General features: G+C 68.1%; 22 protein-coding genes, 1 tRNA gene and 3 pseudogenes. 15 read left to right on the top strand and 11 right to left on the bottom strand.

Annotation, left to right across the window (positions count from 1 at the left end; translation table 11 throughout):
* Positions 1 to 134 precede the first annotated feature (134 nt).
* The 10 genes from OG524_RS19555 to OG524_RS19600 all read left to right on the top strand — a co-directional run bounded on the left by OG524_RS19555 (position 135) and on the right by OG524_RS19600 (position 5,443).
* A complete protein-coding gene (locus OG524_RS19555; RefSeq protein WP_405811309.1) occupies positions 135 to 380 on the top strand; it encodes a hypothetical protein in 246 nt (81 codons plus the stop codon).
* Positions 380 to 589, top strand: a complete 210-nt coding sequence (locus OG524_RS19560) for a hypothetical protein (RefSeq protein WP_405811311.1) — start codon at positions 380 to 382, stop codon at positions 587 to 589. Before OG524_RS19555 ends, OG524_RS19560 begins: the two co-directional genes overlap by 1 nt.
* Positions 590 to 662: 73 nt before the next feature.
* Positions 663 to 878, top strand: a complete 216-nt coding sequence (locus OG524_RS19565; protein WP_405811313.1) for a hypothetical protein — start codon at positions 663 to 665, stop codon at positions 876 to 878.
* On the top strand, positions 875 to 1,102 hold the full coding sequence (locus OG524_RS19570; RefSeq protein ID WP_405811315.1) for a hypothetical protein: 228 nt from the start codon (positions 875 to 877) through the stop codon (positions 1,100 to 1,102). The genes OG524_RS19565 and OG524_RS19570 overlap by 4 nt, the downstream gene beginning before the upstream one ends.
* A 5-nt stretch (positions 1,103 to 1,107) precedes the next feature.
* On the top strand, positions 1,108 to 1,239 hold the full coding sequence (locus tag OG524_RS19575) for a hypothetical protein (RefSeq protein WP_386859695.1): 132 nt from the start codon (positions 1,108 to 1,110) through the stop codon (positions 1,237 to 1,239).
* Between the two features lie 89 nt (positions 1,240 to 1,328).
* Complete coding sequence (locus tag OG524_RS19580) at positions 1,329 to 2,489, top strand: radical SAM protein (protein WP_405811317.1); 1,161 nt, start codon at positions 1,329 to 1,331, stop codon at positions 2,487 to 2,489.
* Complete coding sequence (locus OG524_RS19585; RefSeq protein WP_386859697.1) at positions 2,486 to 2,698, top strand: hypothetical protein; 213 nt, start codon at positions 2,486 to 2,488, stop codon at positions 2,696 to 2,698. Before OG524_RS19580 ends, OG524_RS19585 begins: the two co-directional genes overlap by 4 nt.
* Positions 2,699 to 2,822: 124 nt before the next feature.
* A complete protein-coding gene (locus OG524_RS19590) occupies positions 2,823 to 3,617 on the top strand; it encodes an aminoglycoside phosphotransferase (RefSeq protein ID WP_405812478.1) in 795 nt (264 codons plus the stop codon).
* A 234-nt stretch (positions 3,618 to 3,851) separates the two neighbouring features.
* Positions 3,852 to 4,535, top strand: coding sequence for a DUF488 family protein (locus OG524_RS19595; protein ID WP_405811319.1), 684 nt, complete (start codon positions 3,852 to 3,854; stop codon positions 4,533 to 4,535).
* Between the two features lie 122 nt (positions 4,536 to 4,657).
* Positions 4,658 to 5,443, top strand: coding sequence for a hypothetical protein (locus OG524_RS19600; RefSeq protein ID WP_386859699.1), 786 nt, complete (start codon positions 4,658 to 4,660; stop codon positions 5,441 to 5,443).
* 175 nt (positions 5,444 to 5,618) lie between these two features.
* Here OG524_RS19600 and OG524_RS19605 read toward each other — a convergent pair whose 3' ends face one another.
* From OG524_RS19605 to OG524_RS19615, 3 genes are all read right to left on the bottom strand, one after another.
* The gene (locus OG524_RS19605; RefSeq protein WP_405811321.1) at positions 5,619 to 7,145 is read right to left on the bottom strand and encodes a hypothetical protein; all 1,527 of its coding nucleotides are present in this window, start codon (positions 7,143 to 7,145) and stop codon (positions 5,619 to 5,621) included.
* A 402-nt stretch (positions 7,146 to 7,547) separates the two neighbouring features.
* Entirely contained in the window at positions 7,548 to 8,228 is a 681-nt protein-coding gene (locus OG524_RS19610; RefSeq protein WP_405811323.1) for a hypothetical protein, read from the bottom strand.
* Positions 8,229 to 8,583: 355 nt separating this feature from the next.
* Positions 8,584 to 9,177 carry a hypothetical protein gene (locus OG524_RS19615; RefSeq protein ID WP_405811325.1) on the bottom strand — a complete coding sequence of 198 codons (594 nt, stop codon included), beginning with the start codon at positions 9,175 to 9,177 and terminating at the stop codon, positions 8,584 to 8,586.
* Positions 9,178 to 9,494: 317 nt separating this feature from the next.
* Between OG524_RS19615 and OG524_RS19620 the strand changes: the two genes are divergently transcribed.
* Positions 9,495 to 11,321: a hypothetical protein gene (locus tag OG524_RS19620; protein WP_405811327.1), complete on the top strand. Its 1,827-nt coding sequence runs from the start codon at positions 9,495 to 9,497 to the stop codon at positions 11,319 to 11,321.
* A 376-nt stretch (positions 11,322 to 11,697) separates the two neighbouring features.
* On the opposite strand, the gene OG524_RS19625 is transcribed toward OG524_RS19620, so the two are convergent.
* Positions 11,698 to 12,360: a class I SAM-dependent methyltransferase gene (locus OG524_RS19625; RefSeq protein ID WP_405811328.1), complete on the bottom strand. Its 663-nt coding sequence runs from the start codon at positions 12,358 to 12,360 to the stop codon at positions 11,698 to 11,700.
* Positions 12,361 to 12,610: 250 nt separating this feature from the next.
* Between OG524_RS19625 and OG524_RS19630 the strand changes: the two are divergent.
* A pseudogene (locus OG524_RS19630) lies at positions 12,611 to 13,194 on the top strand (HD family hydrolase).
* A gap of 324 nt (positions 13,195 to 13,518) precedes the next feature.
* Here the strand turns inward: OG524_RS19630 and OG524_RS19635 are convergent.
* The 3 genes and pseudogenes from OG524_RS19635 to OG524_RS19645 all read right to left on the bottom strand — a co-directional run bounded on the left by OG524_RS19635 (position 13,519) and on the right by OG524_RS19645 (position 16,154).
* Positions 13,519 to 14,445 carry an MASE1 domain-containing protein gene (locus tag OG524_RS19635; protein ID WP_405389555.1) on the bottom strand — a complete coding sequence of 309 codons (927 nt, stop codon included), beginning with the start codon at positions 14,443 to 14,445 and terminating at the stop codon, positions 13,519 to 13,521.
* A 165-nt stretch (positions 14,446 to 14,610) separates the two neighbouring features.
* Positions 14,611 to 15,438, bottom strand: coding sequence for a PP2C family protein-serine/threonine phosphatase (locus tag OG524_RS19640; protein ID WP_405389554.1), 828 nt, complete (start codon positions 15,436 to 15,438; stop codon positions 14,611 to 14,613).
* Between the two features lie 64 nt (positions 15,439 to 15,502).
* Positions 15,503 to 16,154, bottom strand: a pseudogene (locus tag OG524_RS19645) (response regulator).
* A 6-nt stretch (positions 16,155 to 16,160) separates the two neighbouring features.
* On the opposite strand from OG524_RS19645, the pseudogene OG524_RS19650 reads away from it, so the two are divergent.
* Positions 16,161 to 16,540: pseudogene (locus OG524_RS19650) on the top strand (hypothetical protein); the annotation flags it as partial.
* A 106-nt stretch (positions 16,541 to 16,646) separates the two neighbouring features.
* On the opposite strand, the gene OG524_RS19655 reads toward OG524_RS19650, so the two are convergent.
* The 4 genes from OG524_RS19655 to OG524_RS19670 form a co-directional block, all read right to left on the bottom strand.
* A complete protein-coding gene (locus tag OG524_RS19655; RefSeq protein WP_405389553.1) occupies positions 16,647 to 16,868 on the bottom strand; it encodes a hypothetical protein in 222 nt (73 codons plus the stop codon).
* 84 nt (positions 16,869 to 16,952) lie between these two features.
* A complete protein-coding gene (locus tag OG524_RS19660; RefSeq protein ID WP_384495918.1) occupies positions 16,953 to 17,111 on the bottom strand; it encodes a hypothetical protein in 159 nt (52 codons plus the stop codon).
* Between the two features lie 205 nt (positions 17,112 to 17,316).
* The gene (locus OG524_RS19665; protein ID WP_405389552.1) at positions 17,317 to 18,702 is read right to left on the bottom strand and encodes an FAD-binding oxidoreductase; all 1,386 of its coding nucleotides are present in this window, start codon (positions 18,700 to 18,702) and stop codon (positions 17,317 to 17,319) included.
* Positions 18,703 to 18,968: 266 nt separating this feature from the next.
* Positions 18,969 to 19,304, bottom strand: coding sequence for a hypothetical protein (locus tag OG524_RS19670; protein WP_405811329.1), 336 nt, complete (start codon positions 19,302 to 19,304; stop codon positions 18,969 to 18,971).
* A gap of 225 nt (positions 19,305 to 19,529) precedes the next feature.
* Between OG524_RS19670 and OG524_RS19675 the strand changes: the two genes are divergently transcribed.
* Both OG524_RS19675 and OG524_RS19680 read left to right on the top strand, forming a co-directional pair.
* Positions 19,530 to 19,603: transfer RNA gene (locus OG524_RS19675), tRNA-Met, on the top strand.
* 107 nt (positions 19,604 to 19,710) lie between these two features.
* Complete coding sequence (locus OG524_RS19680; protein WP_405811331.1) at positions 19,711 to 20,457, top strand: MerR family transcriptional regulator; 747 nt, start codon at positions 19,711 to 19,713, stop codon at positions 20,455 to 20,457.
* Positions 20,458 to 20,513: the final 56 nt, after the last annotated feature.

The following is a 20,513-nucleotide window of genomic DNA, read 5'->3' on the forward strand; positions in this document are numbered from 1 at the left end:
GCTCCACTCATGCCGTACGCGAGGCCGAGCGCCGTGCCCGCCACTACGCCGATGCCCGCCATTGGCACGTGGCCGGCGCGTGGACAGACCACGACCCGAGTGCGCCCCTGAGGTCTCGCCTGGGCTGGCAGGCCATGGCGGGCGCTCTGTCGTCCGGTCTCGTGCGCGGCGTTGTCGTGGCGGCCATCTCCCACGTGGCGCTCGACGCTGCGCAGTTCGCCGCCCTCGGCGTGCTGGTCAGGGATCGGGGCGGCTTTCTCGTGGAAGCGACGACCGGGCCGCCGCCCCGCACCCCGGGCCAGCTCGAACACCGTCGCACTCTCTTCGAGGGAGCCGCCCGACGGTTCTCGTACGGACACCTCGCGACAGAGGGGTCGTAGTGAGCACGAGGCGGGCCGAGGTCGGCGACATCGTCGAGGACGCCGAAGGCCGGCAGGCGATCGTGACCGACATCAGGCAGAACGCGACCTGGGTCCTGCGCCCGAGGCAGGGACCGGCGACGGCCCAGTGGGACACAGCTGAACCTGACTCCCTCCGCGTCGTGGAGAGCCGCGCATCCCGCCTCGGCGAAGAACACGGCCTCTGGTGACCGAGAGCGCCCCTGCTCGTCGAACCGAGTGATCAGTAGGCATGCCCACCCTCTGAACGGAAGGAGGACCCCTGTGTACGCGTTTGGCCCGTGCATTGACCAGAACCACCTCCCGCCCGGCCTGGTGACGATCGCCGCCCTGGCGCTGCGCAGCCTCACGACTGATCTCTCCCCCGCCCACACCTTGCTGCCGGCCCACTTCGCCAAGCCGACCGGCTTCGGGTCCATCGGCGTCGCGCGCTGTACACCGCTCCGCGCGTCGCGCATGACAGAGAAGGCAAGCCGATGAGCCCGCGCGCGGTCGTCCGGCACCAGCAGTGGACGCTGCAGCCCGACCGGGAACCGGACGCCGAGCCGACCAGTTACGCAATGCAGTGCGCGGTGTGCGGAGAGATCTCGCCCACGGACACCGAATTCACGGCCTCCCAGAACTGGGTGTTCGCGCACGGCGGGCGCAATCCGACGCACCACACGTACCGGGAGGTCATCACACGCCCGTGGAAGGCGTGGTGAAAGCCATGACCGGCCGCGTCACCGCCCAGGTCGCCAGAATCGCCCGCTACACCGGACCGCTGCTCATCGTGCTCGTGTCCGCCTCCTGCGGCTTCGTGATCGGCGTGATCGCTTCGACCGTACGGATCAAGCCCTGACCTGCTCTGGACGAAGAGACCGACCAGCCGGGGGAGCGCTGGCCGTGTCCACCGCGCCACACCCCGCACTCCTAACCCGTGGAGATCCCATGACCGCAGTGAGCACCCATACCCAGGAACCGAGGAGCGGATCGATTCCACGGCTCGTGGCCAGCCCGTTCCTCGCCCAGTACCTGCTCGTCCTACCCGGCCGGGCGGCTGGTGTACGCATTCCGGAAGTCCGTTACGAGGAGTTGCGGACCGCCAGCACGGAAGGCATGCGCGCCCCGGCCTGGCTGACCGACGCGGCGAAGAAGGCATGGGGCACCGAGCTGCCCGAGGCGCCGCTCGGTGACGTCGTCCTGGTGCGCGAGCGGTCCCGGTACGGGTACGGCAAGGCGTCGTGGGAGATCAACCTCGGCTGTGACTACGACTGCGAGTTCTGCTACCTCGGCGAGAAGCGGTTCGAGGGTCTGGACTGGGCGGGCAAGCAGACCCTGCTCCGGACGCTGAGGGACGCCGGGGTCCTGTGGTTACAGATCACCGGCGGCGAGGCCCTGATCGACAGGGAATTCGGTGCGGCCTACGAGTACGCCCACCAGCTCGGAATGATGGTGCAGGTCTCCTCGAACGGCTCCTCGCTGCGCAAGCCCCCGATCCGGGACCTCTTCGCCCGCCACCGGCCCTACCGGCTGACCCTGAGCGTCTACGGCGCGACCGCCGAGACGTACGACAAGGTCACCCGGAACCGCGGAGCGTTCGGACGGTTCATCCAGGGCCTGGACGCCGCCCGCGAGGACCGACTGCCGGTCCGGCTGAACGTGATCGTCTCGGACGACAACGCGCACGAGACCGACGCGATGGTGCGCCTTGCGGAGTCGTACGGCTTCCCGCATCAGGTCTTCACGAACATGTCGCCGACGATCGACGGCGAGGCGAACCCGCTGGCCACGCAGGCGGAGAGCCACCTCACAGCCCGCAGTGTCTTCACTGGCTGCAACGCGGGCCACACGTTCTTCCACGTCAATCCACACGGCATCGCGTCGATCTGCAAGGTCGGCCGCGACCCGAGCGTGAACCTCATCACCGAGGGCGTCGAAGCCCTCCCCCGACTCGGCGCGATCGCCGAGTCCCTACAGCTCCGCACTGGTGGATGCTCCGGCTGCACGAAGGTCGGCACGTGTCGCACGTGCCGACCGCTGGCCAAGCTCTACCAGGAGGCGGGGGACCGCCGAGAGCTCTACTGCCAGCATGGAGGCTACGGAACATGACCCCTTCCACCGCAACCCTCGCCCCGTCGCGCGAACCGGTGCTGCTCACTATCGGCCAGCGACCGGCCGTCGGACCCACTGGTGTCCTGCCGGTGCCGCTGACTGCTGCACCGATCAAGGACGACGAAATCCAGATCATCGCTGACCTGGACGAGGCCGCCGAAGGTGCCGAGTGCAGCTGCTCGGCCGGCGACGACCAGCCCTACTAGACGGTAGACGGCACCGCGGGCGAACCTCAGTGCCGCCCGTCGCGCCCTCTGAGTGCCGCCTCGGCCGTACCCTGGCTGAGGCGGCACTCTCTTTACCCGAGCACCTGAGGAACCGCGCGTGTCCATGTCCCGCATCCCCTTCGAACAGCTCCCCGCCGACGTCCGACAGGCCGTCGTTGACAAGACGGGCCGCGTGCACGCGGCGCGGACCGTGCGGGGCGGCATGAACTCCGGCATCGCCTCCGTCCTGGAGACCGAGAGCGGCAGTGTCTTCGTGAAGGGCATCCCGGCCGACCACCCACAGGCTGGCGCGCAACGCCGCGAGGCGGCCATCGCCCCGCACCTGCCAGCATCCTGCCCGCGCCTGTACTGGCACCTTGAACTCGATGGCTGGAGCCTCCTGGGATACGAGGTCGTCGACGGCCGCCACGCCAACTACGCCCCCAGCTCGCCCGATCTGCCGCTGGTGGAAGCCGCGCTCACCGAACTGCAGCAGGTCACGGTCCCGGCCGACATCGAGATCAAGGACGCTCTGGACCGGTGGGCGGAGTACGCCCCGCCGGGGACGTTGCACCACTTTGACGGCAATGCGCTGCTGCACACCGACTTCGCCCCGGACAACGTTCTGATCGCGGGCGAGCGAGCCCGCCTCGTCGACTGGGCCTGGCCGACGAGGGGTGCGGCCTGGATCGACCCGGGGGCGCTGACGTTACGGCTCATGGAGGCCGGCCACCCCGCTGAGGCGGCACTCGCCTTCGCAGGACAGTTCCCGTCTTGGCGGGAAGCCGGTCGGGATGCGCTGGCAGCGTTCGGTGCGGCCACGGCGGCACTGTGGAAGGAGATCGCCGAAGAGGCCGAGACACAGTGGAAGCGGGACATGGCGCTGCACGCAGGGACTCTCGCGCACGTCCTTGGCTGAGGGTTGCAGGGCGTCTTGGATACACGTGTCTGCAGTCACGGGAAGCCCATCGGAAGACTGAAGCGAGCATTTCAAGGTTGCGCTGCAACTGAGCGAGCGTGACGACAGTGGTCGGCCAGCCCGCGCGATGCATCTGGAGATTTTCGCCGTGACGCAATCGGAATCGCGGATAGCCGCCCATATGGGTCACGTGCTCTGGAGCCCATGTTTCCCTGGGCACTAGGATCCCGGCACATGGCCAGTCGCCCCGAAAAGCCCAACGAGCACAGTTCCTCACGTACCCTCGCCCAACGTGTTCGGGGGCTCCGCGAGGAGCGCAGCTGGACGCGCGAACGTCTCGCGAAGGAAGCGGGCATCCAGCTCCGAACCCTCGCTCGACTCGAAGGCGGCGGAGCGATTCAGCCAGGTTTCTTCACGGTCGGTGCGATTGCAAATGCTCTCAACGTTTCTCTTGATGATCTGTTCAAGCAGTCGAGGGTGGCCCCTGGCCTTTGGTCGGCTGGGTACGAAGGACGGGACATCGACTCGTTCGTCGAGTCGTTGCTCGCCGCTAAAATCGAGATGGTCGCGGACGTCCGTCTGACCCCGATCAGTCGCAAACCCGGCTTCAGTAAGACCCGTTTGGGTCAGGCGCTTGGTGAGGCCGGAATCGAGTACACCCACCTTCGTGGTCTGGGGAATCCGAAAGACAACCGGGCTCCCTTCTGGGAGGGCCGCATCACCGAGGGCCGAGCCAGATTCCGAAGTGTTATGCGGTCCGACAGTGCGCTGAGTGACCTCGACGAATTGGCGGAGCGGGCCGTGCAATCGCGGGTCGCGGTGCTCTGTTTCGAGAAGGACGAGCAGCGGTGCCACCGGCAGGTCGTGCTGGAGACAGTCCGAGAGCGCACCTCGCTGGCGGTTACGCCTCTGGCCTGACGACGCTCTGCCATACGCACGCCCTCTTGTGTTCGCCCTGGGGCTCGCTTCCAATTATTCCAGGGAAGTCACGAGTCGGGCGGGGGCCCTTGATGGTCGGAACATGGCAGCGCGCGCGAATTATGATCACGGTCAAGACTTATCCGGAACTCTCCACGAAGTACAACGAGACGAGCTGCGTAGCCGGCATACGGCTCGACCAGGGAACTCCGCAACACGTCCGGCTCTTCCCTGTTCCCTTCCGGCTGCTGAGCGAGGAAAGCCAGTTCGCCAAGTACTCGATCGTCGAGGTCGACGTGCGACGGCACTCCGGGGACCGGCGGCCCGAGAGTTGGCGGCCGAACCTCGAAACGCTGAAGGTCATCGAGCGCCTCGACACGGCTGACGGCTGGCTTAGGCGCTACTCGCACGTTCGGCCCCTCGTGGCGCCCTCCCTGTGCGCCATCAGGAGGGACCAGGAGGAGCGGGGTACTTCCCTTGGTGTCTTCCGTCCGGCGGATTTCAGCGACCTCCGCTTCGTGCCTGCTGATCCCTGGCCGGCTTCCAAGGCGGCGCTGGCCGATCAGATGGACCTCCTCGCTCAGGACCTACGTCAACTGGATTGGGTCCCACTTGAGTTCCGATACCGATTCCGCTGTGAGGACAAGGTGTGCACCGGACACGACATGGCGCTGAGGGACTGGGAGGCGGGCGAGTCGTACCGTAAGTTCCTGAAGCGGTACGGGGAGAAGGAGCTGGAGGAGAAGCTGCATGAGCGCTGGTTCGACCGCATGATCACGCCAACGAAGGCCGTTCATTGCTTCGTCGGAAACGTCGCGGCGCGCCCCAAGACATTCCTCCTGCTAGGTCTGTTCTACCCGCGCCGAGAGGTCGCCGACAGCTTCCAGGAGAGCCTCTTCGACCTGTGACTCGTCATTCCTGCTGGGACTTGCGGCGCGACGGGGCTGACCCCGACTGGGCGGCGCTCCTCGACCAGCTCGTCTAGGGCGCCGACGAGGCCCTCGTGGCGGGGCACGAGACAGCGAACCTGCGGCGCATGGGTCGCGAGTGAGCGTATGGCGCGGGATGGGGCGTCTTCCAGGGCTACGTGACGGGCATGTCCGGCGCTGGCGATGTCGCCAGTGCCGCTTCGATGGCCGCTACGGCATCCGCGAGGCGGCGATCGACCCGTGTCGGGAGCCCTGTCCGCCTGAGGCCGTGCTGGAGCGGATCGCGCATGTGCTTCTCGCAGATGACGAAATCCGCGTATCCGGCCGCACAGGACAGATAGACCATGTCCGTCAGATCATTCGTCCGCCACGTGGTGCCCTTGTTGAGGTGGCGGCTGTGCAGTGGCTCGGTCGATGACGAGGAGCAGCGTTTCTCTGGCAGTTCGGGAGGCGTTTCCCGCGTCGAATATCGATGGCTTCGGACAGCAGCTCGGTGTCGACCGGCAAGCCGCCGTCTGCCGCCCCTCCGAGGCCCGGGACAAAAGCGCTGGCTACGGGCGCAGGTGGCGGCCGTCGTCTCGCCGTTGCCGAGTGCCGGTGGGTGCCTCCCGTTCTCGGCGACGTCGAGATCCGGGCTCAGCGAGCGCCTCCCGAGGCCGTCGACAACTGCTGTCGTGTGACGTCGACAAAGCCAGTGCAGCATCTCCCGGAAGAGTCCAAGGGCTGGTGACCCTCCGACAGCTCGCACCAGCCCTTTGAAGCCCCATTCTCGGAACAGTTCCTTCGGAACCTCTGCTGCAGCAGCCTCCTCGGCAAGCTCATGTTGTAGATCCTTTAGAAGATGGATATCGATAGCTCTGCGCTTCTGCTGAGCATCCTGCTCCAGTCCGTCCAGCCAGTCGCTGAACTGCTGGCTCAGCGCTGCCCACCCGGTGTCGGGCCCCTGCTCCACCCTCTGGGTGTCGAGCATCGAGTCGATGGAGACGGAGGCGGCGAGAAGAGCCTCGTACTGGAAAGTGGAGCCACCCTGGAACTTTGGCGATCGAGCTGGAGTAGCCCGCCGAGTGGGAGAGAAGAGTGCATTTGGGTCGAGAGTGATTACCGGGGCGGAGCGCGAGCTGCCGGATCGGTTCATACGGTGGCAAAAGGCATCGTGAAGCTCGTTCCGCCGGACCTGCAACGGATCGCGCATCTGCCAGCCACGGCTGTACTGCAAGATTGTCAGCCCCAGGGCGTATCGCTTCTCCGTACTGAAGCGCTTGCTGGTCTCGTAGTAGTGGCCAGCAGAAGCTGGGAGGACGATGCGCCTTTGGTCCACCCAATTCCTGAGCTTCCGGGCAGCGGCCCGGTCTGCCTCACTGCTCCTCTCGGTACCCCGGCCGGCATTGCTCAGTAGGCTCCACTGGTTCTGGTCGAGGTACACGACGAGTCGCCCTCGCAGCGGGTCCCCAGGTTCTTCCAGCGGCAACTCGAAGAGAACCTGGTCGCCTGTCAGGGTGGTGGCGAGCAGGGCACCGTATGCCGGGGTGAAGTCCAGTCGTGCCACGACGCTCGTGTCCTCGAACATGGAGGTGTCTAGCGGAAACCGCGCCTCCTTCCCGTCAGAGCGGGTGAAGACGGTGCAGGCCGCTGCGCGATCCAGGGTGATCAGCGTGATGGACAGGTTGCTCTCGTTCGCCACGAGAGCAACTCTGCACGGTTTCTCCTCAGGGGGTGACCTAATTTGTTTCCGAAGCCTTGGCAGAGTGGGCGCGGAGGCGCCAGTTGGGCTGAGGCTTCCGCGGCTGTCTGGTCGACTCGGGAACAGGCTCGTGTGCGTTTCCGAGCAGGCCCCTTCATCGTGCAGGTCGTTATTGTCGAGGGGAGTCCTTTGCCCGCATCCTTGCGTAGAGGACCCAGCTCCTGAACGCTGCGATCACCCGCATCCACGAGACCCGCTACACCTCAACCCAAGTCGCCAAGATCCTCGCCTCCGCCTTGCGTGCGGGTCGGTGGCGGATCAGGCGGCACAGGCCCCGTAGTCGGCGACGGAGGCGCGGCAGATCACCACCGGCTGCTCGGCAGCGCCCTGTTCGACAACTCATCAACCAGCCGGGTAAGTAAAACCATTGCAGGGGTGCAGGCACCGGTAGCAGGTGAGTAGTTGGTCGTCCGACTCTGTCCCCAGTCCTCCTCGCAGCAGATCAGGTGAAATGTCTACCCGGGTGATCCGCGCGAGAGGGTCGCGCGGGGTGCGGACCACGGACACCTCGTGGAGTGACGCCTCCCTGATAATTGGATGCGGACGGGCTTGCACCATCTCACCGATCACGTGCCCGCACGCCGACCCTCCGCAGGCAGTACAGGAGCCATCAGGGGTGCGTGAGACCACTACCTCGTACAAGGTGTCGATCATGTGGGGGCACTCGTCGAGGTCCTCTCCACAGAGAGAGCAGAGGCGTACTGCGGTGAAGCCCGCGGACAGTCCCCATCGCATATGCATCAGCGAGACCGGGCACACATCCCAGTACAAGCCGTCCTCGAAGGTCATCTCGCAGCCCCACAGCCCGCTCACAAACGCAGCGACCTCGTGTGCATGACGATGTGCGGCCTCGTGCTCTGAGGTTTCCTCCAAGAAGTTGAAGGCATCCACCGCGCGCGTAAGAGCATGACGTGCAAGGCGTTCGGCGCCCTCCCAGTAGGCAATGGTTGTGGGAGTGAGAGCCTCGACGGTCGGCAACCTGAGGCCGTGCTGAGCGAACCGGTACAGGTCAAGTGCCGGCATCCGTGTCTGGTGGACGCGGAGCACCCCGGCAGCAGGCCCCAGAGAGCGCCGCCGAGCCCTGCGGCGCAACTGGCGAGCTACCGGTTCCCAAATTCTGCGCAGGTATCGTTGCTGGGCCTGTGTGCTGTTGATGCCCCGCCATGCCAGGTCGGCGGTGGTCTGCTCCCAGGTGGGGATGTCCGACAAGTTGGCGTCTGCGTATTCGCCGAGTAGGCGGCAGGAGTCGGCATAAGCGCGCGTGGACTCCCTTAACGCCATATGTCCATCCCGCCGCATTACCCGCTGGCGGGCTGGCCCGGATGCGGGCGGGAGCGGCACGCCGGTGCGAATCACCCGCCCGCCAATGCGCTCCATTTCACTCCCCATCCGCGCCCGGGAGCTCAGGCGGAGCAGTCGCCACCTCGAGGGGTGGCGGCGCAGGCACCGAGCGAGACAGCGTTTCGCCCGCGAGCCGCTCGATCTGGTTCACACTGCCGGTGATTTCAACACCGCGCATGATGACGCCCGGCCGACCGAGTTCAAGCTCGGCGATCTTCACGGTGACAAGTGCGGTATCGGCGTCCGCCTCGGTATCGCTGCGTCCTAGGGCAGCCCGCACTCGTGCTCGAGCTGCCGCCGCGATGGCCTTCGCCGCAGCTTTCACTCCGTCGCTGGAGACACCGATGGCCACCGCGAGCGCGATCGAGGCGGCGACGCCATCTGCGCTGTACTCGCTTATGTAACCGCGAGCATCCTTCGTAAGCGCGAACTCGATGTCGACCCCGTCCCGCTTGAGGGTTTTGACCAGCCCCGCAATGTCCGCTTGGTAGGCGGCCGTCCCGTCGACGGCCTTGTCAGGTAGCAGGTAGAGACGCCCCGCAAGCACAGGTACCCGTAGATGCTCAGCCACCAGCTGTGCTCCAGCTGACCACGTACCCACCTGCGCGGGCGATGCCTCTCGAACGGTCATGCCTGGCTCCCCTCAGTCAGCGCGACAGCAGAGATGCCGTCGGTTCCCATCCCAACCTCACGGAACCTATCCGGGTTTCACCTGCCCCGTACCGCGATCGAGTGATGAGCACGCGATGTAGTTGGACGTGGCAGGAACACCGGTTATATTGCTTTCGCCTGGCCTCGGACGCGGCCAGTTCTGGATGCCCCACCCGACCATCGGGCATCGGCAGAGAACCTACGTTGCTTGCTCTGGCATTCCTTTTTTCGTGCTGATGCTGTGCTGTCGTGCGCCTTTGCTGCCCAGGTCGGGGGGCTGCTGGAAAGGAGCGCGCCATGTACGACCTTGACCAGATCAGCAACGCTGTCGCTCAACTCACCGGTGAGACTCTGGAAGGCGCGAGGCTGCGCCTCGGCGCGCTTCAGCGCTTTGACCTTCTGATTCCTGGCGCTCCGGCGGACCAGGCGCTGCTGGAGTCCGTGCTTGCGTCTGCGCTGGGTGCGGTGGATGGACAAACCCGACCGTTCGGGGTGCGGGAGGCCAAGTCGCTGGACGCGGGCCTGATGCTGCGTGTGGAGCGGGCCGAGGAACTGCAAGCGTTGCTCAGGCTATTGCCGCACCGCACGAAGAAGGGGCCGTGGCGCGGGGTGCGGGGCCTGACCGTGCAGAAGGATGGCACCAGGCTGCGATTCGGATTTCGCTCCTGGGCGTTCGAGCGGTCGTGGCGGCCCGTACCGGTGGTGTGGGTGGCTGGGCCCCACGCGGAAGACGTGGCTGTCCTACTGGCAGACCATGAAGAACAGGTGCGTGTGGCTGGACACAGTGCGCAGTGGGATCCGCAGTGTCCCGAGCCCGGGCCTAAGCGGCAGGAGCCGGCTACGCGCAGCCTGGTACGCCAGCTCAGCGCATCCTCTGCACTGGGTAGTGCGCTACTACGACGACCACGTCTATGGGACAGCCTGGTCGGCTACGCCGGAGTGCAGGTCGCCACGCAGATGACGGACTACGGACTCGACTGGACAGTCGATCGTCAGGTGAACGGGTCGCAATTCGATGAGGCCCGACTCATCGAAGTGCTCACGGATCACGTAGTGGGCTGTGGCTTGCGTCTCCTCGACCATGCTTGCGGCACCACGGAGTGCACGGTGCGTCTGGCGCCACGGCCAGGGATGTGGGGCTGGCGGGGTGTGCTCACCGTGCGCAGTCACCTCGCGCCAGCCAGCCCGCACATCCAGGTGCCCGGTCCACGACCGTTGACGGCGATCGGCGACCGCCTCGGCGTTAGTCGGCCGCACTCCGATGGCAGCGCCCCAGAGTGCTGTGCTCCAGAGCGTGGTGGTGCCGTTGTCCAGCTCATGGGGGTGCCTGGTGCCGAGGGTGTGCGCCGGGACGACCTTTCCTGGGCGGCAGAGCAGATCGCGGCTGTCTGGGCGTGTCAGGGCCTGGCTACAGCAGTCGTCCTGACGAGGGGCCGAGACCATCCGCTCGGTTTCCGAGACGCCGGTCAACCGGTATGGGCCACAACCTCGGTCCCGAAGACGGTCGAGGGATGGAGGCGACTGCGCATCTCTCCGACTCCCGGAGAGCTGTGGTTGTTGGAGGTCTCCCCAAACGATGAGGCAGTGATTGCAGCCTTGGAGCATGCCCGACGAGCGTATGACCGCGTCATCCTGATCGGAAGGAACGACGACTGGCCCTACGAAGATCAGCCCCGTGACTCACTCGCCGATGCAAGCGTCCTCGTGCATTGGGCCGGGTCCTATGAGAGGGAGATCTCGCTTCCCTCAGCACCAGAAGAGGGCACCCGCAGTGTCGCACTGACGCCAGCAGAATCGGCTGTGCAGTGGCGACAGCGGCAATTTGGACGGTGGACCCCGAAGCGCCCGCTGACGGGGATGCTGCTCCTGGCCCGACAGGCCAAGCAGAACGTGCCGCCCGACGACTTCGACCTGGCTGTCGAAGAGCACCTTGGCCGTTATGGGACGCCTGTCTTGGGACGGTTCCCACGCAATCAGGTCATCATCCGCGGGGCGGGTCACAGTCCGCATCCGCCCACCGTTCTCGATCCTGAGACCGACGAGCCCACGCACGCTGAGATGACTGCGGCAGCGCACGTGCTCGCTGGACGCCTCTGGCCGCACATCTCTTCCTGCGGATCCTAGTGGCGAGCGCGCCATGCGACCGCACGAGAGACCGGAAATGCGTGAGCGATGCGTGAGCGGACGTGAGGGCATGGGATGGATCGGGTAGCAGTGCGGCTCCGGGCGCAGGCTTCTGAACTGGTGATACGGGACGAGGCGTGATCGGCCGGCAGTAAGAGGCATGATCTTGCCGGGACTTTTAATCCGTTGGTTGTGGGTTCGAGTCCCACACGGCCTACCGCTGGATCCCAGGTCAGGGCGTTTTCTGACCCGGGGTCCTATTGCTTGTCCGAGTTCATTTCGGGCAGATGCTCCACCCATGCCCCATCGAAGTGCAAACGATCACGCAAAGAAGCCCCGGCCGCGTGCGGTCGGGGCTTCGTAGCGAGAGTCAGCCTCAGCCGGATGCCCGGACGAGGAGCGTGCCGACCTTCCTGGGGCCGGGCGGAGCGGGCAGGACTCTTGCGGTTGGCGCGGCGAAGCCGTGCCCGGTGAGGAGCTCCACCCAGCGGTCGGGCTCGTAGTCCCAGCGCTTCACGACGAGCGGGTCCTCGTCCTCGGACCGGTTGATGTAGGAGGCCTGGCAGCCGTAGCAGCCCTCGATGGGCGGTCGCTGCGAGAAGGCGAGGACTCCACCGGGGCGCAGCCGCCGTCGGATCGCGTGGAGCAGGAGCGCGGGGTCTGTGAACCAGACGGCGCCGAACACGGAGAACACGGCGTCGTAGCTGTCGCCGGTTTCCTTGAGGAAGCGTGTTGCTTCGGTGCGGTGCAGCGTCATTGGCATGTCGGACCAGCGGGCGCCGGCCGCCTTGATCTGGGCCAGCGAGACGTCGACCCCCACGGCCTGGGCGCCGAGAGTCGCGAGGTGGGCCAGATTGCCGCCCTTGCCGCAGCCGAGGTCCAGGACGGCGGCGCCCGGGCTGATGTCGAGGATCTCGGTGCCGGGGCCGTGGTCGGGGTACTGGGTCCAGTTGAACCAGGTGGACTGGCCGGCGGCGTTGGTGGGGCGCCGCTCCGGCTTCTGCTTCGAGTAGGTGTCCCATGCCTGAGTCTGGGTCACTGCCGCTCCGTTCATGGGGCCAGCCGCCCGGCCGCCCGGCCGTGCGCCGGGCGGCTGGCTACAGGGGTGGACGGGATACTTCCTGCCGCCGTTCGGGCTGTCGGTGCAGCCCGCGTGGCATTGGGTGCAGTCGCCCAACGCCAGGCCCCCCGTGATGTTGGATAGCCGGGAACTGTCGGCGCGTGCGCGTCGAGAGCTCGAAGGCATCCGGTACGCGATCCGCCTCGCCGAGGCATGAGAGGAGACGAGCGTGGCTGACGACCTGTCCGCGGTAGGACGCTTCCTGTACGAGGCCGGCACGCTCAGGAACACGAAGCGCACCGGCTGGTGGATGGCCGGGGTCCGCGACCCGGAGAGCGTCGCCGAACACTCGTGGCGCACCTCGCTGATCGCCACGATCATCGCGAAGCTGGAGGGTGCCGACCCCCGGCGCAGGCCGCGTTCCTCGCCGTGTGGCACGACACCCAGGAGACCCGCACCGGGGACGTGAACTACCTGGGGAAGAAGTACGCGCCCGCCGGTGACCCGCAGGCAGTGACCGCGGACCAGACGGCTGGCATGCCCGAGGTGCTTGCCTCCGCGATCCGGGACGTCGTCGCGGAGTACGAGGCCAAGGAGTCCCCGGAGGCGCTCTGTGCCCGGGACGCCGACAAGCTGGAGTGCATGCCGCAGGGCATCGAGTACAAGGCGCAGGGCTACGAGAACGCGCAGCGCTGGATCGACAACAGCCGGGGCCGCATCGTCACGGACACGGGCAAGCGCCTGGCCGACGAACTCCTCAGTCAGGACTCGCTCGACTGGCTGCGCACCGCCCTCGGCGAGACGAAGGCCTGACCCCGAACGCACGAAGCGCCCCCGCACGACCCCACGAAGGCGCCGGACGGGGGCGTGACCGTTTTCGAGCGCCTGTGGGCGACAGCTGGTGCACGACGATTGGCGGATGCTGCATCCCCAGCGAGCATGTCTCCGGCCCGGGGTCGCTGCTTGTCCGGGCTCATTTCGGGCAGGTGCTCCACCCGTGCGCCTCCAGGGCCCGGAACAGGGCGTGTTGTGGGTCATCGGGTACGGGTGGCGGAACGGGCCGAGGGCGAGCGGCTCAGGGGACGGGTCCCCGTCCGACCGCGGTGGCGGCACCCTCCCGACGACGGCTTCGGCGGCTCAGGCATCGGGGGGAGCGCGACGAGGGCCCATGTCCTGGTGCGTGACCGCGTCGGAGAGCTGTGCGCACAGGCGCTCGATCTCTTCGTGGGTGCGGTTCCGTTCGGTGACGACCGCTGTGACGAGCAGGGCGGTGAGGGAGACGGTCCCGTTGAACGCCTGAAGGGTGACCATGTTGGTCAGCAGGTCGTGGTGGGCGAAGGGGCCGGCCATCCGGCTGCCGGCGAGGATCGCGAGCGTGGAGATGCCCAGGGCGCACGGTGCGGCGCCCGCGCGTTCGAAGCGGAACGACGCCCAGATCAGGAAAGGGAAGACGAGGAAGAGCAGGGACGTGTTGCGGGCGTTGGTCACCAGGACGGTCACGGTCAGGGTGCACGCCGTCAGTGCCGCCGCCTCGGCCCGGACGAGGGGTCCGACGGCGGGTGGCCACCGTGCCCACCGGACCGTGAGCAGGAACGGTGTGACGACCAGCACGCCCATGGCGTCGCCCGTCCACCACACCGACCAGGTCGGCCAGAAGCCGCTGGCCGTCAGTGCTCCTGACAGGAAGAGGGTGCCGCTGCCGATGGTCGCGCTGAGCAGCATGGGACCCAGGGCGCCGAGGAAGACCAGGGCCAGTGCGTCGCGCAGGCGGTCGAGGTCGTTGTGGAAGCCGGCCCGGTTCAGCAGCAGGTAGGAGCAGACCGGGGCGACGGTGTTGCCGATGACGATCGCCAGTACGGACGGGACCGTGGGTCCGATGGAGATGTTGACCGCGAGGGCGCCGACGGCGATGCCGGGCCAGACCCGCGCCCCGAACAGGAGCAGGGCGGCGACCGCGATGCCGGTCGGAGGCCACAGGGGTGTGACCTGTCCGCGCACCAGCTGCTGGATCAGTCCCAGGCGGGCCGTCGCGTAGTAGAGGGCGGCGACCGCCAGAATCGTCAAGGCGGTGGCTCTGTGCCGCCTGAGTTGTGAGCTGTCCACCACATCAGCATCAGACACCACATCGAGCGGTCCGGGTCGGACGGACGCGCCGACGCCACGGCCCTGCGGGCGGGCCTACGGCCCCGCAGGCGGGTGTACGGCCCCCCGGGGCCGGGTACGGCTTCGCTACCGGGCGTCCGGCGGGGCGTCGTGGCGGATGACGAGAACGGCTGCGTCGTCGTTGTGCCCGGTGCGGTCCGCGACCCGGATCACCCTCGATGCCAGGACACCCGGGCCGACACCGCGCGCGGCACCGACCAGCCCGGCCACCTCCGCCAGACCCTCGTCGATGGGGTAGGCCGGTCCCTCCACCACGCCGTCGGTCAGCAGGACGAGGTATCCGGGCTGCGTCAGGCGTCGATGGACCACCGGGTAGCTCTGGCCGGGCAGAATCCCCAGGGGAACCCCGCCGGCGTCCACGGACACACCCGAATCACCCGCGTCGGTGCCCCACACCATCGGCACGTGGCCGGCCCGGGCGATACCGAGATCACCGGTCCGCGGTACGAAGCTCAGCAGGCAACAGGTGGTGAAGAGGTCGCAGCCGAGCGAGATCAGCAAGTCGTTGGCGCGGGCCAGCACCTTTCCGGGGTCATCCGTGACACTGGCGAGGGCGCGAAGGCTGGCACGGGCCTCGCCCATGAAGGCGGCGGCCTCCACCCCGTGGCCCTGCACGTCCCCGATGGCCATCCCCGCCACCCCGTCCCTCATCGGGAAGGCGTCGTAGAAGTCACCGCCGACGGCCAGGCCGTCCTGCGAGGGCGCGTACCGGGCCGCCAGCCGGACGCCCGGGAATTCGGGCAGTTCGGAGGGGAGCATGTGCTGCTGCAACGCCATGCCGAGCTCGGCCCGGGCCTGCTGGAGCCTGAAGTTCTCCAGGGCCTGGTCGACGAGACGCCCCAGGGTCAGAAGGAGCTCCTGGGTGCTGTCCGGCGTTTTGCGGTGTCGGTACATGTCATTCCTGGTAGGCCGATGCGCCCCTGGTAAAACCCTAGCCCGGTCGCCGTCACCCGGCCTTTCACGGGGACAGCAGCCGCCGTTCCTCGGCCACGGCCACGGCGCCGGAACGGGTGTCCACGCCGAGCCTGGCGTAGATGCGGCCCAGGTGGGTCTTCACGGTCGCCTCGCTGATGAAGAGCGCGCGGGCGATCTCCCGGTTGCCCGGTTGCCGAGGCCGCGTGCGAGCTGGCCCGGGATGTCGCGTTCGCGGTCGTCGAGGGTGGGGCCGGCGGCTCCGCGCATGCGGTCCATGACGCGGCTGGTGACCGGTGGGGAGAGCGTCGTGCGGCCCTGGGCCGCGGAGTGGATCGCGGCGAAGAGCCCTTCGGGGCGTTCCGCCTTGAGGAGGCAGCCGGTGGCGCCCGCCTCGATGGCCCGGGTGATGTCCGCGTCCGTGTCGTACGTGGTGAGGACCAGGACGTGCACGTCCGGGCCGGCGATCCGGCGGGTCGCCTCCACCCCGTCGATGCCGGGGCCGAGCTGAAGGTCCTCAGGACGACGTCCGGTCGCAGCCGGGCGGTGAGGGCCACCGCTTCCTCGCCGCTGCCCGCCTCTCCGACGACCTCGATGTCCGGCTCGCTGCCGAGCAGGGCGAGGAGTCCGGCGCGTACGACGGTGTGGCCGTCGCACAGCAGGATGCGTACGGGCGAACCGGCACGGACGTCGACCACGTCAACGGCCTCGGCTCCTGGCTCAAGCCGTACTACGCGGTCGTGCGCGCCGACGGGAAGCTCCTGCTGCCCTTCGAGGCGAGGAGCCGGCCGTCCTCGATCCGTGCGACGGCAGGATCGACGTGGAGCCGATGACCGCCGACACCCACCAGCACGGCGTCCCGCTCACCTCCGACGGCACCCTGCTCGTCGTCGGCACGGGCCCGGTCGACGGTTCCGACGAGGGCCCGTCGCTGACGATCCGAGCTCCCGGGGGACACGACCGCGTCGTGCCCCTCGGAGCCCCCCACGAGGACGGCGGCACCGCCTACGTCGGCGGAGGCTTCACCCGGGAAGGCTCCTGGGACGGCGTCACCGTCGTCGACCTGAACAGCGGCGAGCCCTGACGGCTGCCCGCCGGCGTATGGCCCCTGGGGGGATCGCGGTCCTCCGAAGCGGTCCCTGCGGCGGCGGGGCTCCCCGGTTCCGGAGCGGGGTCCCGGAACGTGAGGCCTAGTCGAGGCCTTCCGCCCGGAGCGCGTACATCAGGAGGAAGGTGCGGTAGGTCTCCGCGGACACGTCCATGCAGATGTCGGGCCGGACGGTGGCGGTCGACGTGTTGTCGAGGGCCCTCCGGCAGGCCGCTTCGGTCTCGGCCTCGGACGGGACGCTCGAGAGGAACGCGGCGATCAGCAGGACCACTGCGAGGACGACCACGCCGATTCGGATGCGCATGGTCTACCAACGACCGTGCGGCCGGGCGGGTCACGACGGGCCGATCACGACCGGGCCGGTCGCCACGGGCGGCCGGCCCGTCCGTCACTCGGGTTCGTCGGTCAGCGGCGGCAGGTCCGGCTCGATGAACAGCCCGGCGTACTGCGGAGTCGGGAGCGGTGCCGCCGCACCCGTGTCCGCGGACGCGGCAGCGGCCGAGCTGTCGGAGTGCCGGTGCGTCGTGCGTGCGGGCATATCGGTCATGGAGTGTCCTGTACGTAGGTGTGCGGTGAGAGCCCGTGACCGAGTCGTCGGCGCGAAGAGCCGGACCGGGTCCCGACCGGTACGGCGACGAGATGCCGCTACCGGTGCCGCACCGCTCCGGGGGCGTCCGGATCATTGCGGTGCATGCAGACTGTAACCCTCGGAGCACAGCTTTCCCCCGGTAATGCGGAGCCCGGCGCGACGGTCAGTGCGGCGGGGCGGGCTCGATGTTCTGGTTTGCGTGGAAGAGGTTGTGCGGGTCGTAGGTCCCCTTGATCTCCGTGAGCCGGTCGTAATGGCCCCGGTAGGTGGCCCTGACCCGGTCCTGGGACTCTCCGGCGCCGATGAAGTTCACGTACGCGCCGCCCATCGAGTAGGGCTGCAGCGCGTCCCAGTAGTTCACGGCCCACTGCCGGAGCGCCTGCGCGTTCGCCGGGTCGGGATCGATGCCCGCGATGACCCCGGACCAGACGGCGTCGCGGTACGCCCAGGCGGTGTCGTCCGGCCCGACGCGGCCCGCGGCCCCGTCGACCGGGTACAGGTGCATGGTCGACAGATCGGTGGGGAGGCTCTCCGCGTACGAGGCGTGCACGTCGACGGCCTCGTCGGTGACCCGGTCGAAGAACGCGCCGCGCCAGTACCACTGCAGGCCGGTGGGGATCAGCTCGTCGAACATGGCCTGCAGCGCCGGGTAGGGCATCGGCGCCGTGAAGTGGAAGGCGGGCGGGCCCGGTTCGGCCACCGCGGCGAGGGTCCCGCCCAGGGCCTCCGGGTCGGCGGTCGAGGACCAGACGACGCCGCACACCTTGCGGCCGTGGAGCTCCTCGGGGAACGGCGGGGCGGGCGGCACGGTCATCGAGGCGAAGAAGCCGTACAGGTCGTCCGGAGCCTGCGGCAGGAAGTCGCGGTACCAGCGCAGTACGTCCTGGAAGAGGTCCAGCGGCCACACGGTGACGCCGACACCGACGGTGTCCACGGGGTGCAGCTCGAAGTCGAAGGAGGTGACGATGCCGAAGTTGCCGCCGCCGCCGCGCAGTGCCCAGAACAGGTCGGCGTTCTCGCTCGCGTTCGTCGTGACGAAGCCGCCGTCGGCCAGCACCACGTCCGCGGACACCAGATTGTCCATGGTGAGGCCGTACTTACGGGTGAGGTAGCCGTGCCCGCCGCCGAGGGTGAGACCGCCGACGCCGGTCGTGGACATGATGCCTGCCGGGGTGGCGAGGCCGAAGGCGTGGGAGGCGTGGTCGAGGTCGCCCAGCTTCGCACCCCCGTCGACCTGGGCGGTCTGGGTGGCCGGATCGACGCGTACGCCGCGCATCGGCGAGAGGTCGATCGTCACGGCGTCGTCGGCGAGGCAGAGGCCGGGGCCGCTGTGTCCGCCGCCCATGACGGCGACCTCCAGGCCGTGCTCGCGTACGAAGCGCACGGCAGCCATGACGTCCGCGGTGTCGTGGCAGCGGACCACGGCGGCCGGCCTCTTGTCGATCATGGCGTTGTAGATCGTGCGGGCCTGCGTGTACTCCGGGTCCTGGGGGCCGATGACCGGGCCCCGCAGTTCGGTCCGCATCGTTTCGAGTGTGGTGCCGTCCATGACGGTCTCCTTGCCGAAGCGCGTGCCGCAGCGCGCCCGGACCCCTCTGCCCCCATGGCATCGGATGAGACGGTTGCTTGCGCCGATAGCCGGCACCGGTGGTGCCGCAGACGGGACCGAACACCGAAAGGCTGGGTGCTTCAAGCGTCCCGCCGCTCCGGGAGCCTCGCAAGAGATGCGGTGGGCGGGGCGGGGAGGGTGCCCCGGGGTGGGGCCGCCCGTGCGGCGACCAGCCGCGACCGGGGTGGGCCCGGGGCGGGCCGGAATCAGGCCTTCTGCGCGGCCTCGGGCCCGGTGCTCTCCGCGAGGGCCGGGGCGGACGAGGCGGTCACGGGTTCCGCCGTGGCCGGTGAGGCGTCCGACCGTGTCCTGCGCAGGTGGATCATCAGCCCGACGAACCCGGCCATGAAACCGCTGAACAGGCTGGACAGGACGTGGTTCAGCGCGTTGGCCGCGGTGCTGTCCGGCATTCCGACGGCCAGGTAGTTGATGACGCCGCTGATCACCGCCCCCGCCACTCCGCCGAGGAGGCCACTGACGAGGGATGCGCGCACCGGCGACTGCGCGGGCGGGGCGGGGGTGGGTCTGAGCGGTGTGGTCATCTTCGGAGGCCCTCCAGACGGGCTTCATGCAAGATCGGGGGGATGCGGCAACATCTTTGGGTAAAGCACCACACATGGGAACTGTCCGTTCCACGGGCGGTGTTGAGGGCTTCGATCCATGGGATGGATGCCGGTCCGCGCCGGTGCGGGAGTGCCCCCGGAGCGCCCTCGGCGGTAATTGGTCGAGGTGACCTCCGTGATGCCGTAGAGTTGCAATCACAACGACGCGGGGTGGAGCAGCTCGGTAGCTCGCTGGGCTCATAACCCAGAGGTCGCAGGTTCAAATCCTGTCCCCGCTACTGAAAGACAGAGGCCCGGATCCTTCCAAGGATCCGGGCCTCTGCCGTATGCCCGCGTCCCGTCACCGCTTGACCTTGACGCAGCGTAAACATCTAGCGTTTCCGGCATGGAGTGGTCCATCCAGGAAATCGCCAGGGAAGCCGGCACGACGAGCCGAACGCTCCGGCACTACGGAGATCTCGGTCTCCTCGTGCCGAGCCGTACGGGTGCCAACGGCTACCGCTACTACGACCAGGACGCCCTCGTCCGGCTGCAGCGCATCCTGCTGCTGCGGGAGCTGGGGCTGTCGCTGCCCGCCATCAAGGACGTACTGGAGGGGCAGCGGGACACGTCCGCGGCGCTGCGGACCCATCTGCGCCTGCTGGAGCAGGAGCGGGAGCGCATCGGGCGGCAGATCGCCTCGGTGCGGACCACTCTCCACAGGACCGGGCAGGGAGAGGAACTCATGGCCGGGGAAGTGTTCGACGGCTTCGACCACACGGTGTACGAGCAGGAGGTCACCGAACGCTGGGGCCGGGACGCCTGCAAGAAGGGCGACCGGTGGTGGCGCGGGCTGAGTGCCGAGGAGCGCGCCGAATTCCAGGGTGTGCACGACGCGATCGCGCGGGACTACGGGGCGGCCAGGGAGGCCGGTCTGGACGCGGGCGGCGAGGAGGCGCAGGACATCGCGCGGCGCCACTGCGCGTGGCTCTCGGGCACCACGACGGTCACCCGGTCGTACGTGACCGGCCTCGCCGAGATGTATGTCGCCGATCCGCGCTTCGGGAAGAACTACGATCGGTACGGAGACGGCACCGCCGTCTTCGTACGGGATGCACTGACGATCTACGCGCAGCACCGGCTCTCCGGCTGACCTTCGGGGGACGGGGCTCCGGCGCGCTCCTCCCTTCGGCCGATGACGAGCCGCCG

Origin of the sequence: Streptomyces sp. NBC_01520 (genome assembly GCF_045040375.1) — a bacterium.
Taxonomy (GTDB): Bacteria; Actinomycetota; Actinomycetes; order Streptomycetales; family Streptomycetaceae; genus Streptomyces.

Excerpts from the sequence above, each read along its gene's own strand:
- OG524_RS19640 (WP_405389554.1), bottom strand. The coding sequence starts at position 15,438 with ATGTACCGACACCGCAAAACGCCGGACAGCACCCAGGAGCTCCTTCTG.
- OG524_RS19680 (WP_405811331.1), top strand. The coding sequence starts at position 19,711 with ATGGAGTGGTCCATCCAGGAAATCGCCAGGGAAGCCGGCACGACGAGC.
- OG524_RS19620 (WP_405811327.1), top strand. The coding sequence starts at position 9,495 with ATGTACGACCTTGACCAGATCAGCAACGCTGTCGCTCAACTCACCGGT.
- OG524_RS19665 (WP_405389552.1), bottom strand. The coding sequence starts at position 18,702 with ATGGACGGCACCACACTCGAAACGATGCGGACCGAACTGCGGGGCCCG.
- OG524_RS19670 (WP_405811329.1), bottom strand. The coding sequence starts at position 19,304 with ATGACCACACCGCTCAGACCCACCCCCGCCCCGCCCGCGCAGTCGCCG.
- OG524_RS19655 (WP_405389553.1), bottom strand. The coding sequence starts at position 16,868 with ATGCGCATCCGAATCGGCGTGGTCGTCCTCGCAGTGGTCCTGCTGATC.
- OG524_RS19555 (WP_405811309.1), top strand. The coding sequence starts at position 135 with ATGGCGGGCGCTCTGTCGTCCGGTCTCGTGCGCGGCGTTGTCGTGGCG.
- OG524_RS19610 (WP_405811323.1), bottom strand. The coding sequence starts at position 8,228 with ATGCCGGCACTTGACCTGTACCGGTTCGCTCAGCACGGCCTCAGGTTG.
- OG524_RS19580 (WP_405811317.1), top strand. The coding sequence starts at position 1,329 with ATGACCGCAGTGAGCACCCATACCCAGGAACCGAGGAGCGGATCGATT.
- OG524_RS19660 (WP_384495918.1), bottom strand. The coding sequence starts at position 17,111 with ATGACCGATATGCCCGCACGCACGACGCACCGGCACTCCGACAGCTCG.
- OG524_RS19575 (WP_386859695.1), top strand. The coding sequence starts at position 1,108 with ATGACCGGCCGCGTCACCGCCCAGGTCGCCAGAATCGCCCGCTACACC.
- OG524_RS19570 (WP_405811315.1), top strand. The coding sequence starts at position 875 with ATGAGCCCGCGCGCGGTCGTCCGGCACCAGCAGTGGACGCTGCAGCCC.
- OG524_RS19595 (WP_405811319.1), top strand. The coding sequence starts at position 3,852 with ATGGCCAGTCGCCCCGAAAAGCCCAACGAGCACAGTTCCTCACGTACC.
- OG524_RS19615 (WP_405811325.1), bottom strand. The coding sequence starts at position 9,177 with ATGACCGTTCGAGAGGCATCGCCCGCGCAGGTGGGTACGTGGTCAGCT.
- OG524_RS19590 (WP_405812478.1), top strand. The coding sequence starts at position 2,823 with ATGTCCCGCATCCCCTTCGAACAGCTCCCCGCCGACGTCCGACAGGCC.
- OG524_RS19600 (WP_386859699.1), top strand. The coding sequence starts at position 4,658 with ATGATCACGGTCAAGACTTATCCGGAACTCTCCACGAAGTACAACGAG.
- OG524_RS19585 (WP_386859697.1), top strand. The coding sequence starts at position 2,486 with ATGACCCCTTCCACCGCAACCCTCGCCCCGTCGCGCGAACCGGTGCTG.